Annotated in this window: 13 protein-coding genes and 1 pseudogene; 9 read left to right on the top strand and 5 right to left on the bottom strand. The window is 65.0% G+C overall.

Annotation, left to right across the window (positions count from 1 at the left end; translation table 11 throughout):
* Positions 1 to 240: 240 nt before the first annotated feature.
* From FGL95_RS20355 to FGL95_RS20320, 8 genes are read left to right on the top strand one after another with little or no spacing between them, the layout of a single operon-like run.
* A complete protein-coding gene (locus FGL95_RS20355; RefSeq protein ID WP_169590186.1) occupies positions 241 to 777 on the top strand; it encodes an MSMEG_0572/Sll0783 family nitrogen starvation response protein in 537 nt (178 codons plus the stop codon).
* A 12-nt stretch (positions 778 to 789) separates the two neighbouring features.
* Positions 790 to 1,878 carry an MSMEG_0568 family radical SAM protein gene (locus FGL95_RS20350; protein WP_169590185.1) on the top strand — a complete coding sequence of 363 codons (1,089 nt, stop codon included), beginning with the start codon at positions 790 to 792 and terminating at the stop codon, positions 1,876 to 1,878.
* 1 nt (position 1,879) lies between these two features.
* Complete coding sequence (locus tag FGL95_RS20345; protein WP_169590183.1) at positions 1,880 to 3,289, top strand: MSMEG_0567/sll0787 family protein; 1,410 nt, start codon at positions 1,880 to 1,882, stop codon at positions 3,287 to 3,289.
* The gene (locus FGL95_RS20340; protein WP_169590181.1) at positions 3,286 to 4,167 is read left to right on the top strand and encodes a carbon-nitrogen hydrolase family protein; all 882 of its coding nucleotides are present in this window, start codon (positions 3,286 to 3,288) and stop codon (positions 4,165 to 4,167) included. Before FGL95_RS20345 ends, FGL95_RS20340 begins: the two co-directional genes overlap by 4 nt.
* The gene (locus tag FGL95_RS20335) at positions 4,160 to 4,465 is read left to right on the top strand and encodes an MSMEG_0570 family nitrogen starvation response protein (protein ID WP_169590180.1); all 306 of its coding nucleotides are present in this window, start codon (positions 4,160 to 4,162) and stop codon (positions 4,463 to 4,465) included. The genes FGL95_RS20340 and FGL95_RS20335 overlap by 8 nt, the downstream gene beginning before the upstream one ends.
* Entirely contained in the window at positions 4,462 to 5,706 is a 1,245-nt protein-coding gene (locus tag FGL95_RS20330) for an MSMEG_0569 family flavin-dependent oxidoreductase (RefSeq protein ID WP_169590178.1), read from the top strand. Before FGL95_RS20335 ends, FGL95_RS20330 begins: the two co-directional genes overlap by 4 nt.
* A gap of 2 nt (positions 5,707 to 5,708) precedes the next feature.
* Positions 5,709 to 6,563 carry a carbon-nitrogen hydrolase family protein gene (locus FGL95_RS20325; protein WP_169590176.1) on the top strand — a complete coding sequence of 285 codons (855 nt, stop codon included), beginning with the start codon at positions 5,709 to 5,711 and terminating at the stop codon, positions 6,561 to 6,563.
* A complete protein-coding gene (locus tag FGL95_RS20320; protein ID WP_169590174.1) occupies positions 6,560 to 7,681 on the top strand; it encodes an MSMEG_0565 family glycosyltransferase in 1,122 nt (373 codons plus the stop codon). Before FGL95_RS20325 ends, FGL95_RS20320 begins: the two co-directional genes overlap by 4 nt.
* Here FGL95_RS20320 and FGL95_RS20315 read toward each other — a convergent pair.
* The 4 genes from FGL95_RS20315 to FGL95_RS20300 form a co-directional block, all read right to left on the bottom strand.
* Positions 7,623 to 8,465, bottom strand: a complete 843-nt coding sequence (locus tag FGL95_RS20315) for a 3-methyladenine DNA glycosylase (protein ID WP_169590173.1) — start codon at positions 8,463 to 8,465, stop codon at positions 7,623 to 7,625. The two genes, FGL95_RS20320 and FGL95_RS20315, sit on opposite strands and share 59 nt — an antisense overlap.
* A complete protein-coding gene (locus tag FGL95_RS20310) occupies positions 8,465 to 9,553 on the bottom strand; it encodes a hemolysin family protein (protein WP_169590171.1) in 1,089 nt (362 codons plus the stop codon). The genes FGL95_RS20315 and FGL95_RS20310 overlap by 1 nt, the downstream gene beginning before the upstream one ends.
* Entirely contained in the window at positions 9,546 to 10,913 is a 1,368-nt protein-coding gene (locus FGL95_RS20305; protein WP_169590169.1) for a hemolysin family protein, read from the bottom strand. The genes FGL95_RS20310 and FGL95_RS20305 overlap by 8 nt, the downstream gene beginning before the upstream one ends.
* 181 nt (positions 10,914 to 11,094) lie before the next feature.
* Positions 11,095 to 12,531, bottom strand: coding sequence for a GuaB1 family IMP dehydrogenase-related protein (locus FGL95_RS20300; RefSeq protein WP_169590168.1), 1,437 nt, complete (start codon positions 12,529 to 12,531; stop codon positions 11,095 to 11,097).
* Positions 12,532 to 12,798: 267 nt separating this feature from the next.
* Between FGL95_RS20300 and FGL95_RS20295 the strand changes: the two genes are divergently transcribed.
* Positions 12,799 to 14,097, top strand: a complete 1,299-nt coding sequence (locus tag FGL95_RS20295) for an HNH endonuclease signature motif containing protein (RefSeq protein ID WP_169590166.1) — start codon at positions 12,799 to 12,801, stop codon at positions 14,095 to 14,097.
* 90 nt (positions 14,098 to 14,187) lie between these two features.
* Here FGL95_RS20295 and FGL95_RS20290 read toward each other — a convergent pair.
* Positions 14,188 to 15,549 (bottom strand): annotated as a pseudogene (locus FGL95_RS20290) (DEAD/DEAH box helicase); the annotation flags it as partial.
* Between the last annotated feature and the right edge of the window lie 45 nt (positions 15,550 to 15,594).

The following is a 15,594-nucleotide window of genomic DNA, read 5'->3' as shown; positions in this document are numbered from 1 at the left end:
TGCAGATTGCAGACCATCGATTACGTGGTTGCTACACGATTCAGGGCGGCGCGCGTGGTTGCCTCCGCTGGATGTGTGTAATTGATTGCGGTGCAATGCAATTCAACGATGCCGAGCAATCGGTACCGGTGAGATTCCGGCAACCTGGGATTGTTCCCAACGTGACCAATCGGCAACACGGTGGGCGTCAACTTGGTGCATCCGCAAGTCGGAATCAACGCCCAATCGCAGGAGGACCAAGTGTCTGCACCCACCACCGACATAGACCAGGCAATCGAAGCCAACATCGCAAAGTCACTCGGCGAGATCCCACATCCCGCTCTGCCCAAAGGCACCAACATTTATGGCTCCACCAAGATCTTCCCGGACTACAAGGCCGAGGGTGGCGAAACGTATTTCACTCTCGTCCATGGCATCGCGCACGAGTCGTCGGTCAGCTTCGTCGCAGTACTGCAAGCGACGCGAGCGCTGCGCAAAGGATTCGACTCCGCGATCTACTTCTACGGGCCCGGCGCGATCAATGCCATTGCCAACCGCGGCTTTCCGACTACCGGTGACAGCGGCTTCCCGGGCGAGCAGAACATCAACGACTCGCTTGCCACGTTCATCAAGGAAGGCGGGAAAGTCTTCTGCTGCCGCTTCGGTCTCGCACTCCACGGTGCGCGTGAAGAAGACCTCATCGAAGGCGTGATACCGGCCCATCCGCTCGACGTTCAGGACGCGCTTATTCACTACGCACGCAAGGGCGCGATCATCAACTCGACCTACCAGGTCTGAGGCCGATATCCCATGACTGGCTTGTCAACCCGTGTAGATATCGCGCTGCTCGGCATCAGAGTCGATGTTGGCGGGGCGAGCGAAGCGACGGGATATGTTCCGGTGCAGCGCCGTTCCGGTGCCGGGCCTAGCGACGACGGCCATGTGTTGATCGCGGGTGCCGGCGCTGCCATCCCGATCCGTTCCGACAGTCCGTATTCCGTTGTCGGAAATAGGTTGTTGCTCGACGGCGCCGACATCGGCATGGCGATCGAGCCGGTCCGTCGACCGCAGTTCTACGACATGCAGACCGCCGACGGCGTGTCCTACGAGAAGATCGCCAAACTGCACGGATCGAATGTGCTGGCCACCACCGTGGTTCAGACCTGCATTCGCTACGGCGAAGATCAGCGGTGCCGATTCTGTTCCATCGAGGCATCGCTCGAGGCCGGCAGCACCATCGCCGTCAAACGCCCCGAGCAGCTTGCGGAGGTTGCCGAGGCCGCGGTCAGGCTCGACGGCGTCAAGCAGATGGTGATGACGACAGGGACGTCGGCCGCGAAGGATCGAGGTGCGCGGCATCTGGCGCGCTGCGTGCGGGCCGTGAAAGCTGTTGTGCCGGATCTGCCGATCCAGGTGCAGTGCGAGCCGCCGGGAGATCTGGCGACAATCACCGAGCTTCGCGAGGCGGGTGCCGACGCGATCGGGATTCACGTCGAGTCGCTGGACGACGAGGTCCGCAGGAAGTGGATGCCGGGCAAGGCGACTGTGCCGCTTGCCGAGTACCGGGCGGCGTGGGCCGAAGCGGTCCGGGTGTTCGGTCGCAACCAGGTGTCGACCTATCTTCTGGTCGGGCTGGGCGAGGATCCGGACGAATTGGTATCCGGTGCAGCCGAACTCATCGACATGGGCGTCTACCCGTTCGTCGTGCCGTTTCGGCCGCTGGCGGGAACGCTCGCGGTCGATGTCGACGGTGCGGTCGCTCCGAATCGCGACGTGCTCGAAGACGTGACCCGAAGGGTCGCAAAGGAACTGCAACGGGCGGGCATGGCAGGCGCGGACCAACGAGCAGGCTGTGCGGCGTGCGGTGCCTGCAGCGTGCTGCAGAGCGCCGGAGGCTGAGATGACACTCTCCGAGGTGGATTTCAGCGTCCTCACCGGGCCGGCTCCCCAGGCGCCGACAAGTCTCGGCTTCCTGGTCCAGCTGGCCGATTCTTCGCAGATCGCGGCGTACCGCAGGCTTCGGCGGGACTCGTTCGTCGTAGATCAGGGCCTGTTCGTCGGCAGCGACCGCGACGACCTGGACGACGATCCACGCCTGCGCGTACTCGTCGCAATCGATCCCGAAGGTGCTGTGCTCGGCGGCGTTCGGCTGGCGCCGGCGACCGCCGATGATATCGGCTGGTGGACGGGCAGCCGATTGGTCGTCGACAAGAGTTGTCGGACGAAGGGCGTCGGCCCCGCGCTGGTGCAATCGGCGTGCGCGCATGCCGAGGCCAACGACGTCCTGCGGTTCGAAGCGACAGTGCAGGCCCGCTACGAGCAGCTGTTCGCCAGACTCGGTTGGATTCGGCTGGCCGACAGCGAGATCGGTGAGGTTCCGCACGTGCACATGCGCTGGCCGATCGACCGGGTCGAGCGGCTGGTCCAGTCGACCAAAGCCGTGCTGGCCACGGCTCTCGCCCCGCTGCGCGGGCAGCCGATGGGGTTGGGTGGCAGGGGATTTCGCGGTGACGACGGAGTTCCGTTGCCAGGCAGCGACATCATCGCAGCGTGCGACGCCATCATCCCGTCGATGGTCGAGCGTGACCCGGAATGGGCCGGCTGGTGTGCCGCATTGGTGAATCTGAACGACCTGTCGGCGATGGGCGCGTCGCCGATCGGCATGCTCGACTCCGTCGGTGCACCCAATCATTCGATTTTGACGCGGGTCATCCGGGGTCTGGCCCGGGCGAGCGAAGCGTGGGCTGTCCCAGTACTGGGTGGGCACACTCAGCTCGGTGTGCCTGGGGCACTGTCGGTCACCGCGCTCGGACGTGCGCAGCGGCCGGTGCGCGGCGGTGGCGGCAGGCTCGGCGACGAGCTCCGGCTTACTGCCGATCTTGGCGGCGGCTGGCGGCGGGGATATCAAGGTCGACAATGGGATTCGACGTCTCGCCGCACCGGCGACGAGCTGCGAGCCATGGCCGAGTTCGTTCCAGGAACGGCACCTGCGGCCGCGAAGGACGTCAGCATGGCGGGGCTCGCAGGAACCACAGGAATGCTCGCAGAAGCAAGCGGGCTCGGTGCAGAACTCGAGGTCGCACGAGTCCCGCGGCCAGCAGGTGCATCGGTCGGAGAGTGGCTCACATGCTTCCCCGGCTTCGCAATGATCACAGCCGATTCGCCCGGAGCGCGCGTCGCGCCGGCCGGCCCGGCGACGTCGGCCGTGTGCGGTCGGCTCACCTCGACGCCGGGAGTCGGCTTGCGCTGGCCCGACGGCGCCATCACACGAGCGGTGCACGGCACCGTCACAGGATTGGGAGAATCATGAACGGCGTCACAATATCGGTGGCGGCAGCAGAATTCGGCCGCGACATGGAAGCCGGCTATCGCACGATCGCCGGATTGATCGACCAGGCACGAGCCCGGGGGACCCAGCTCCTGGTCCTGCCCGAGGCGTGCTTGGGCGGGTATCTGCCCAGCCTGGGCGGTGGCGAGGAAAGCGACGAGGCCAAGGCGCGACGGCTGCGCAGCTTGCCCCCAGCGTTGGAACTCGACGGACCAGAAGTGCGTCGCGTCATCGACATGGCAGGCGATCTCGTCATCACCCTCGGTTTCTGCGAGGCCGACGGCGACACCCGATACAACACGGCGGTGACGCTCACCGGCGACGGAATCCTCGGTTCCTACCGCAAGGTTCACCAGCCACTGGGTGAAAACCTCTGCTACGCAGCCGGAGACGAGTACCGTGCGTTCGACACGCCAGTCGGACGCATGGGAATGCAGATCTGCTACGACAAAGCGTTTCCAGAGGCCGCACGGATGCTCGCGCTGGACGGCGCCGAGATCGTCACCTCGCTGTCGGCATGGCCCACCGCGAGGACGGCGACCGCCCCGAATCTCGAGGAAGACCGGTGGAAGCAGCGGTTCGATATCTTCGATCGCGCACGGGCCGTCGAGAACCAAATCGTCTGGGTCGCTTCGAATCAGGCGGGGACGTTCGGGTCGCTGCGCTTCGTCTGCAGCGCAAAGATCGTCGGACCGGGCGGCGACATACTCGCGACGACAGGAACAGAGCCAGGTTTGGCGACCGCGACCGTCGACGTCGAGCATGTGCTCGGGCTAGCCAGGGGCGGCGGAATGTACAACCTGCGCGATCGACGCCCGCACCTCTACAAGGCACTCGCACTGGAGGCTGTCCATGCCTGAGATGACGTTTCTGGTCGAGTGGCCCGGTGGGCAGCGGCAGTCCTGCTACTCGCCGTCGCTGGTGATGCACGATTACCTCACTACTGGAAGTTCCTATCCGGTAACCGAATTCCTCGCGTTGGTCGACACTGCGCTGACCGAAGCGAGCGAACGGGTCCGCGCGAAATACGGCACTTATTGCACGTCGGCTATGCAGCAACTCGCCGAAATCCGCGAAGCCGCCCATGGTGTGGCGGGAACGGTCCGAGTGCTGTCGATGACACCGCAACTTCCAGCACCGCAGGGAGCATCGAAATGACCGAGCATCGAGACGTCGTCGTGGTCGGCGGCGGCCAGGCCGGACTGTCGATCAGCTGGCATCTCACGCAACGCGGTATCGATCACGTTGTCCTCGAACGCGATACAGTCGCACACGAGTGGCGTGACAGCCGCTGGAACAACTTCACGCTCGTCACTCCGAACTGGCAGTGTGTGTTGCCGGGCTATGCCTACAGCGGCGCCGATCCACATGGCTTCATGAAGCGCGACGAAGTCTACGAATTCGTCCGGTCCTATGCCGATTCGTTCGGAGCGCCTGTGCGAGAACGGGTTGCGGTCACGTCGGTACAACATGCCGCGAGGGGCGGCTACGACGTCGAAACGACGGACGGCCGTATCCACACAGACCAGGTGGTGATTGCCGTTGGTGGCTACCACATTCCGACGATTCCCCGTTTCGCCGAAAAACTTCCTGAATCGATCGTCCAACTGCACTCCTCCGAATACCGTGGCAGCGCTGAGCTTCCCGACGGCGAAGTGATGGTCGTCGGAACGGGGCAGTCCGGCGCGCAGATCGCCGAGGACCTGCACCTCGACGGGCGCAAGGTGCACTTGGTTGCGGGCAAGGCACCGCGTGTCGCACGGTTCTACCGCGGTCGTGACTGCGTTGCCTGGCTGCACGACATGGGGCACTACGACGTACCTATCCAGGATCAGCCGGGCGGACTCGGCAAGCGGGAGAACACCAATCACTACGTCACCGGCCGTGACGGTGGCCGAGACATCGACCTTCGCCAGTTCGCGTTGGAAGGAATGTCGTTGTACGGCAGGATGATCGATGTCTCGGATACGACGGTGCAGTTCACGCCGACCTTGGAGGCGTCACTCGATGCCGCGGACGCCGTCGCGGAAAGCATCAAGGATTCCATCGACGCCTATATCGCACGGTCGGGAATCGACGCGCCAGAGGAGCCTAGGTACGTACCGGTCTGGCGACCGGAGCAGGAGGTGACCGAGCTGGACCTGACGCAGTGCAACATCACGTCGGTCGTGTGGTCGGTCGGCTTCCGCACCGACTACCGTTGGCTGCGCGTCGGCGTATTCGACGGCGAAGGCCATCCCTGCCACAACCGCGGCGTGACGGCCGCCCAGGGGCTGTTCTTCCTCGGGCTGCCCTGGCAACACACCTGGGGTTCGGGCCGCTTCGCCGCCGTCGCCCGCGACGCGGAATTCCTCGCCGAGCAGATCACCCTGCGGGTCCGCGAAAGCGCGGCTGCATAGCGATGGGTACGACCCGGGTCGCCGCTCTGGCAGGCCATTTCGGTCCGGAGATCGGGCGCGCGCTCGAGAAACTCGGTGGCATTCTCGAGCGGCTGACAGTGGAGAAGGTCGACCTGCTGGTGTTGCCGGACGCGACGCTCGGCGGCTATCTGGGGGAGTTGCTCAACCCGGACCTGTCCTCGGTTCCCGAAGCGATCGATCCAGACGGGCCGGAGATCAAGCTGCTGTGCTCGATGGCCGGTGACATGACCGTCTGCATCGGCTTCACCGAACGTGCGGGCGACCTTCGCTACAACGCGGCGAGCTGTCTGACCGGCGATGGCGTGTTGGGGCATCATCGCAAGGTCCACCAGCCGGCAGGCGAGCACCTGGCTTACGCAGCGGGAGAGGGGTTTACGGCGTTCGACACGCCCATCGGGCGGATGGGAATGCTGATCGACTACGACAAGACGTTCCCCGAATCGGCGCGAACCCTGGCGCTGGACGGCGCACGCACCATCGCGGCGTTGTCTGCCTGGCCGGCCAGCATCACCGACCGTGCGTCGCGCATGCCCAACGACCGTCAGGCGCGGTTGTTCGACCTGTACGACATGGCGCGTGCCGCGGAGAACCAGGTGGTGCTCGCGTCATCGAATCAGACCGGCGTCACCGGCTCGCTACGGTTCCTCGGCCAGGCAAAGGTGGTCGGTCCGGGCGGTGACGTTCTTGCCAAGACGTGGTCCAAAGGTGGTCTGGCCGTGGCGGATATCGACATCGACGCCGAAGTGGACCGAGCCCGTCGAGTGTTGCGTCACCTCGAGGAGCGACGCGTCGACGCCTACCACAACCTGCTCGACGACAAGGGCGGGCGCGGATGAGGATCGCCCTGCTCACCTACTCGACGAAGCCGCGCGGCGGTGTCGTCCATACGCTGAATCTCGCCGAAGCCCTTGCTGCGGCGGGCGCGGACGTCACGGTCTGGAGCTTGGCGCGCGACGGCGACGAGAGCTTCTTCCGGACGGTCCATGCGAGCGTGTCGGTCGAATTGGTGCCGTTTCCGACGGTCGCGAACGAAACGGTCGGGGCTCGGATCATGCGATCGATTGCGGTGTTGCGTTCGGGCTTTCGGCGCGAGCACTTCGACATAGTCCATGCGCAGGACTGCATCAGCGCCAATGCAGCTGCTCCGTGCGTCCGGACGATTCATCACCTCGACCACTTCACGACTCCCGAACTCGCGGCATGTCACGAACGCGCGGTAGTCGACCCGGTGGCGCGAATTTGTGTGTCCTCCGCCGTCGCGCAGGAAGTGCGTGACGGTTGGGGTCTAGAGCCGGTCGTCATCCCGAACGGTGTGGAGTACGAGCGGTTCGCCGACGTGGCCGAACCTGCTGTTGCGCACTGGCGGTCGCGGTTCGGCAGGTACGTGTTGGCGGTCGGTGGCATCGAGCCGCGCAAAGGCAGCGTCGACCTGCTGGAGGCATTCGCGCTGTTACGAGCAGACGAACCGGACCTCGACCTCGTCTTCGCCGGTGGAGAGACGCTGTTCGATTACCGCGACTATCGGACAGGGTTCGACGAGCGCGCGGCCGAACTCGGCATCCGGCCAATCGTGTTGGGCGCGGTGCCCAACGACGATCTGCCGAGTCTGGTCGCGGGAGCGGCTGTGCTGCCGTTCTTTTCGACGAAAGAAGGCTTCGGGCTCGCGGCGATGGAGGCCCTGGCGGCAGGTATTCCCGTTGTCGCACGCGATCTTCCGGTCTTGCGGGAGGTGTTCGGTGATGCTGTCGATTACGTTGCCACACCACCCGACATGGCGACCGCTCTTCGTAATGCCCTCCGGCCTGACGCGGCGCGGCGGTCGAGGGGTCGGGCGCTCGCCGCGACCTATCGGTGGGCGGACGCGGCGGAAGCCCACCTGGCCTTTTACCAACGCCTCACAGAAGTGAGCGGCAGCGGTCCAGCAACCCGGACCGCAGGACCGCGGCACGAGTAGCCAGCGCGGCTTGTTCACGGACGTATTCGGCTCGGCCACTCGCTGTTTCGACCTGGATAGGGGAGTAGCCGAGGTCGGCGAGATCGTAGGGGCTGGCTCGCATATCCAATTCGCGTGCGGCCATGGCCAATTCGAAGCAGTCGACGAGGAACCCCGATTCGATCAGCGGACTGAGTTTGTAGCACCACTTGTAGAGGTCCATATTGGCGTGCAGGCAGCCGGGCTGCTCGGTGCGGACCTGATCGTCGCGCGTCAGCTGTTCTGCATTCCGCGGCTCGGCGGACGGTGTGAAGAACCGGAATGCGTCGAAATGTGTGCAGCGCAGCGGCATCGACTCGACGACTGTGTCGGTCCCGGAACTACCGAGCCGCAGCGGGACCGAGTGGCGAACGTCCTCTGCGCGGTGGACCATCGCCCATTCGTGCAGGCCGAAGCACCCCAGATTCGCCGGCCGGTCGGCCGTGGCGGCCAGCAATTCGGCAATGAACCCCACGGTCCGTAGGCGGTGCCGTAGGAACTCGGGGTTCACTGTGGCGCCGCCGTCGAAGCTCGTGTAGCCCTTGAATTTCAGGTACTCCGAACCACCGGCGAGTCCGACACCGAATCCCGGATGCCACCGTTGCAGTTGCGCCGGACGCAGACTGTAGTAGGTGAACAGGAAATCGAGGACGGGATGGGCTTGGCCAGCCGCCTGCCGGTCCAGGTGTGGCGCGATCAGCTCGCCCACTCGCGTCCGGTGACGGTCACGGCGCGCTGTCCACTCCGCCTGAGCCAGAACTTCCATCAGCTCGCGTTGCGTCCTGGAACCACATCGGTCGTGCGATGGGTTGCGTCGCGGATCGTTCCGACGAACTCCTCGACCAGATCCTCGAGTGCGACGATGCCGACGGTCACGCCCTGGGCATCGACGACGCGACCGAGGTGGCTGCTGACGCGGCGCAGTCGGCCCAACGCTTCGTACAGCGGCGCCGTCATGTTCACCGTGGGCAGCGTGCGGATTCCGGCGCGCGGGACGATCGTGTCCGGGCCCGACTTGTCGTCGCCGACTTCGTCCAACACATCCTTGAGGTGGATGTAGCCGGCAAGTGTGCCATCGGCGGCTTGGACCGGGTAACGCGAATAGCCGGTCTCGGTGACCGACTGCTCGATGGCCCCGAGGGTCGTGCCTCCGTGGATGAGTGGCAGGCAGCGCGCCTTCTCCAGCGGGATCACCACGTCGGCGACGGTTCGGTTCTGTGTCTCCAATGCCTGCGTGAGCCTGCGGTGCTCCTCGGCGTCCAATAGCCCTTCGGACCGCGATTCGCCGATCACTTCGGCGAGTTCTTCCGCGGAAACGGTCGCGTCGAGTTCGTCTTTCGGCTCGATGCGCAGTAGTCGGAGCGAGAGGTTGGCACAGATGTTGTAGAAGCCGATGACGGGTTTCGCCAACCGAATCCACGCCAGGTGAATCGGGACGAGCAGCAGCGCCGTCTTCTCGGGTCCGGCCAGGGCGATGTTCTTCGGGACCATCTCGCCGATCAGTGTGTGCAGCATGACGACGAGCGCGAGCGCGATCGTGAAAGCGATCGGGTGTAGCAGTCCCTGCGGCACGTGGGCGAGATGGAGCGGCCGCTCGATCAGATGCGCAATCGCGGGTTCGGCAATACGACCGAGCAGGATCGAACAGATCGTGACGCCGAGCTGTGCAGCGGCGAGCATGATCGGTAGGTTCTCGGCCGCCCGAATGACAGTCTTCGCACTCCGCTTTCCCTGTGCGGCAAGTGCTTCCAACCGGTCACGGCGGGCGGAGATGAGCGCGAATTCCGCGCCGACGAAAAAGCCGTTTCCGACGAGCAGGAAGAGGGTGAGCCCGACACCGACGAAGTCATTCATCGTGCACCCGCTTCGCGGCGATGACGTCGGCAGGAACCGGCGTCAGCAGCACGCGGTCGATGCGTCGTTCGTCCATCTGTTGAACACGAGCAATCCAGCCGCCGTCGTCATCGTCCTCGCCGGATACGCCATCCGGTAGCACTACTTCGTCGCCTACGTCCGGAATGCGGCCCAGCTCGGTCAGCACGAGGCCGCCGAGAGTTTCGTACTCACCTTCGGGCGCGTTGTATCCGGTGGCGCGGGCGACCTCGTCGATGCGCAACAGACCCGAGCAACTCCAACTGCCGCCGACCTTCTGCACGTCGACGTCGGCGAAATCGTGTTCGTCTCGGACGTCCCCGAGGATCTCTTCGATCAGATCCTCCAAGGTGACCATGCCTGCGGTACCGCCGTATTCGTCGACCACCAACGCCATTTGCAATCCGTGTGCGCGGACGCGTTCGAGTACCTCGTCGCCGTCGAGGCTGGCCGGAACAACCGGAACACGTTGCGCGAGCAGGCTGAGCTTCGTTTTGCGACGGCCGTTCGTAGCGAGCGTGAAAGCCTGTTTGATGTGCACGATGCCTGCGGTGTCGTCGAGATCGCCGTCGACAACAGGAAACCGCGAGTAGCCGGTGCGCGCCGCCGCGGCGATGAGATCGGCGACGGTGTCGGTGATTTCGAGCGTCTCGATCTTCACGCGCGGCGTCATCAGCTCCTCCGCCGTGCGTTCACCGAATTGCAGCGAGCGGTCGACGAGCCAAGCGGTCCGCTGGTCGAGTGCGCCACGCTTGGCCGAGGTCCGCACCAGTGACCCGAGTTCCTGCGGGGAGCGGGCCGATCGGAGTTCTTCGGCGGGCTCGATACCGAGACCTCGGACCACCCAGTTGGCGGAGCCGTTGAGCGCCTTGATCGCCCACTTGAACACCGCCGTGAAAAGAGTCTGCATGCCGGCGGTGAACCGGGCGGTCGGCAGGGGTTTCGACAACGCGATGCGTTTCGGAACGAGTTCGCCGTAGACCATCGACAACGACGTCGCGATGAAGAGCGCGATCGTGATCGACACACCGGCCGCGGCAGCCTCGCCGAGGCCGACGCGCGTCAGTAGCGGTGTGATGAGTCGCGCAAGGACCGGTTCGGCGATATACCCGGTGATGAGTGTGGTGATGGTGATCCCGAGCTGTGCACCAGAGAGCTGGAACGACAACGTGCGATGTGCCCGCTGCACTTGCTTCGCACGACGGTCGCCGTTGCGCGCGTCGGCGTCGACGGTGCTGCGTTCCAAGGCCGTGAGCGAAAATTCCGCTGCGACGAAAAAAGCCGTTCCTACGGTGAGCCCGACGAATCCGATCAAGCTCGCGATTGTGAGCCAAATGTTCATCGGCTATCGCCGCCTGCGAAGAACGCCGGGTTTCTCGCCCGGCTCGGTAGAGGAGCCCTCCGAAGAAGGCTCTGCTGAGCCCTGCTCGTCTGTGCCGGGGCTTTCGGATGCCTCAGGCACCTGGTTCCTTTCGTTCGAGATCCGAAGTCATATTCTACGGTCGGCCGACGCCGATCGCGCACTACCAACCCGCGGGAAGTGGGCGTCCTTCGGCGAATCCGGCCGGCGATTGCACTCCGAGCACCGCCTTCTCGTGCAGCTCCGGCAACGAGCGAGCGCCTGCATACGTACAGGTGCTGCGAACCCCTGCGCAGATGTGGTCGATGAGATCCTCGACACCGGGTCGCTCCGGATCGAGCCGCATGCTCGAACTCGAAATACCTTCCTCGAACAGGCCTTTGCGGGCACGGTCGAAGCCGCTGTCCGAGGCGGTCCGGGCCGCGACCGCGCGCTTGGACGCCATGCCGAAGCTCTCTTTGTAGGCATTGCCAGCGCGGTCGATGTGCAGGTCGCCCGGCGACTCGTAGGTGCCGGCAAACCATGAGCCGATCATCACATTCGACGCGCCTGCCGCCAGTGCGAGTGCGACGTCACGAGGGTGGCGTACGCCGCCGTCCGCCCAGATATGTTTGCCGAGTTCGTCGGCCGCGGCAGCGCATTCGGCGACGGCGGAGAACTGTGGCCGTCCGACGCCGGTCATCATGCGGGTCGTGCACATCGCGCCCGGACCCACGCCCACCTTGACGATGTCCGCCCCGGCGTCGATCAGGTCTTTCGTGCCTGCTGCCGACACCACATTGCCTGCGACGAGCGGTACGCCGAGATCGAGTGCGGCCACCGCCGCGAGCGTTTCGAGCATCTTCGTCTGGTGACCGTGCGCGGTGTCGATGACGAGCAGGTCCGCGCCGGCGTCGACCAGACCCTTCGCCTTGGCGGGGACGTCACCGTTGATCCCGACTGCAGCCGCGATTCGCAGCCTGCCGGAGCGGTCGAGCGCGGGCTGGTAGATCCCGGCGCGAATCGCACCGGTCCGGGTGAGCACGCCCGCAAGCGAGCCGTCGTCGTTGGTCAGGACCGCGAGGCCGAGATGTGTCGTGTCCAGCAGCTCGTATATGTCGCGAGGTGACGTCGACACTGGCGCTTGGACGAAATCGGTCGCCGCGATGGAACGTAGCCGCGCGAATCGGTCGACGCCCGAGCACGCTGCTTCGGTCACCACGCCGACCGGCCGATTGTTTTCGACCACGATCGCAGCACCGTGAGAGCGCTTGTGCAGCAAAGCCATGGCGTCCGACACCGATGCCTCGGGGGAGAGGACGACGGGGGTATCGGCGACAAGGTGCCTGCTCTTGACGAACGACACCGTCTCCGCGACGGCCTCGATCGGCAGATCCTGGGGGAGCACGACGAGCCCACCGCGACGCGCCACCGTCTCGGCCATGCGCTTGCCCGCAACTGCGGTCATGTTCGCAACGACGATGGGAATTGTGGTGCCCGAACCATCGACGGTGGCGAGATCCACGTCGAACCGCGACGCGACATCGGTCCGATTCGGGACGAGGAAGACATCGTCGTAGGTCAGGTCGTACGGCGGGGTATGTCCGGGAAGGAACTGCACGCCTCGCAATGTTACGCGGGACCCGGGGTTGCCAGCATGTCGAGCGCACTGCGGGCAAACGCACCGAACCGCTCAGGCTGGGTATACGGCGATACCCGCCGGCTACCGAACGCTGGTTTGCTGGCCATCGGGGAGTCTCGTAACTGTGCGTGAGTTTGACCCCGCTGGGGGCCAAACTCACGCACAGTTGGAGTGGGGTTGATTATCTGGACCTAGCTGCACAAATAACCCTTGACTCGCACATACGTGCTACGTAAAATAGGTGGCATGGGGTTGGGGGAGGTTCTCGAAGCGATCGGCACGCTCGACACAGTCGAGCCGTGGCGCTACTCCACGACCGAGTTGATGGAAGTCCTCCCCACCCTGTCCGACACGATCCACACCTTGGAAGCGATCCGGGTCGCGCTGGTCGGCGAGCTGGATAAGCAAGGGGTGCCCGGTGGGCTGGGGGCGACGTCGACGACGACGTGGTTGGCCAACAACACGTCGTTGCCGATCTGGGAGTCGAACCGGATCCTCAAATTCGGGATCGCGCTCGACGCCCACCCCGAGATCGCCGCCGCGTACCAGGCGAAGCTGATCAACGCTGACGCTGCGCGGTTGATCGTGGCGTTTTTGGAGAAGCCACCGCCGGGGATGCCGACCCAAGTAGTGGAGTCGGTGCGGGCGTTTCTGTTGGCGGCCGCGCAGGAGGACGACGTCCGCGAACTGCGGATACGGATCAAGCGGTTGCGGGAAACGTTCGACGCCGACGACACCCCCGCCAGTGAGGACACCGACCGCAACGAACTGTTCGCCTCACCCACGCTCAACGGGCGAGTCGTGGTCAAAGGCGACTTCGACGCCGAAACCGGGGAAATGCTGCTCTCGGCATTGTCACCGTTGTCGACACCACGCCCCACCGACGCGGCCGGTCGAGACAATCGGACCGCTGCGCAGCGGCGGGCGGACGGGTTCACCGAAATGCTGCGTCGTTACCTCGACTCCGGTGAGAGTCCCGAGGATGGTGGCGAACGCCCGCATGTGCATCTGCATATCGACGCCAAGGATCTGACCACCGCCGACGAAGCGCCGGAGACAGTGTCGGACAAGCCGGACAATGCCTATTTCTTCGATCTGTTCGGTCGTCAGGGTGTGGGTCGGATGCCGTGGATGGGGGCGATGAGCATCGAAGGAGCGCGGCGGATCGCGTGCGATTCGGTGGTGCATCCGATCGTGATGGACGAGAACGGGTCCCCACTCAACCTCGGCCGCAGCCAGCGCACCGCGAACCGTAAACTCCGCCGCGCTCTCGCCTCCCGCGACGGTGGGTGCGCGTTCCGGGGCTGCGGACGACCCGCCGCCTGGTGCGACGCGCACCATATTCAGCATTGGATCGATGGCGGCCCAACGGATTTCGACAACCTGGTCCTGCTGTGCCGGTTCCACCACCGCCTGATTCATCACAGCGAGTGGGAGGTGGTGATGGGCCGCGACCGCCACCCCTGGTTCATCCCACCCGCCAAGATCGACCCGCTACGAAGACCGATCGCGGCGCATGGCCGCGCGGATCCGCGAGCGGCGTAAGACAACTACATACAAGAACAGGCTCTGCGTTTCTAGCGGGGAACTAGCCTGCGCGAACTAGCGCGCCGGCGACGAGCCGTAATCCGCGCGACCGCGGAAGCCACCTGAGGACCGACGCGGTGCGCCGCCTTCGCCGTGTGACGCCTCACGCGGACGTCGCTCCGAGTACGAGCCCTCGCGGCGCGGGCGACCCTCGTGACGAGGAGCCGAACCATCGAAGCGAGGTGTCCGCGGGCGACTGTCGAAGCGACGCTCGGTGCGGATGTTGTTGTCGGGCAACGGCTCGCCGGTGGGCTGCTGCGAACCGGTGATCGTCGCGAGTTCAGTCGAGCCGGGAGCGACCGAGACCGGACGTGCGTTGACGCCGGCCTGTGAGGTCAAGCGGCGCATCGTGTTCCGCTGGTTCGGCAGAACGATCGCAACGACGGTGCCGTTCTCGCCTGCACGAGCTGTGCGGCCTGCGCGGTGCAGGTAGTCCTTGTGGTCGGCGGGCGGGTCGACGTGGACGACGAGATCGATTCCGTCGACGTGGATTCCGCGAGCTGCGACGTCGGTCGCAACGAGGACCGGTGTGCGGCCGTTCTTGAACCGCTCGAGCACGCGCGTGCGCTGGTTCTGTGCCTTGCCGCCGTGCAGCGACTCCGCCGGAATGCCGACCGCGCGAAGGCGTTCGGTGATTCCGTCGCAACCGAGCTTGGTGCGGGCGAACATGATCGTGCGGCCATTGCGGGCGCCGATCTCGGCGAGGACCTTGTCCTTGTTGCCGCGATCGACAAGCAGGACATAGTGATCCATCGTGGTGACACTTGCGCGACCGTCTTCGGTCGAGTGCTCGACGTGGTCGGGCAGGAACTGACGGACCAGCGACTGGACCTCACGGTCGAGCGTGGCGGAGAACATCAGGCGCTGACCGCCGGTCTTGGTCTGGCTGAGGATGTCGCGGACCTCCGGGAGGAAGCCCATGTCAGCCATCTGATCGGCCTCGTCGAGCGCGGTGATCTCGATCGCGTCGAGAATCGCGGTGCCCTGGCGCAGGTGATCGCCGAGCCGGCCCGGCGTCGCGACGAGAATGTCGACTCCACGGCGCAACTGGTCGACCTGCTTGTTGAACGGGGTACCACCGACCGCTGGGCGCACGATGAGGCCGAGGGTGCTGGCGTACGGCGTCAGCGATTCGACGACCTGGAAGGCAAGCTCACGCGTCGGGACCAGGACGAGCGCCCGTGGCCGTTTGGCGGCCGGACGATCGCTGCGGCCTGCGAGGCGATTGAGCATAGGGAGCCCGAACGCGAGTGTCTTGCCGGAACCGGTCTGTGCCCGGCCCAACACATTTCGACCTGCGAGGGCATCGGGTAGCGCCATCGCCTGAATGGGCGAAGGTTCGGTAATGGAGTTGCGAGCGAGCGCGGTGACGACCGCGTCAGGCAAGCCGAGCTCAGAAAAAGTAGACATGCAAAAACCTCTCCGGACAGTAGGGCGCGTCGCGGAGCGGGAGCT

The organism is Antrihabitans stalactiti (genome assembly GCF_012932915.1).
Lineage (GTDB): Bacteria > Actinomycetota > Actinomycetes > Mycobacteriales > Mycobacteriaceae > Antrihabitans > Antrihabitans stalactiti.
The sequence above is the reverse complement of the archived record's forward strand: the minus strand, read 5'-3'. Positions and strand labels throughout refer to the sequence as shown.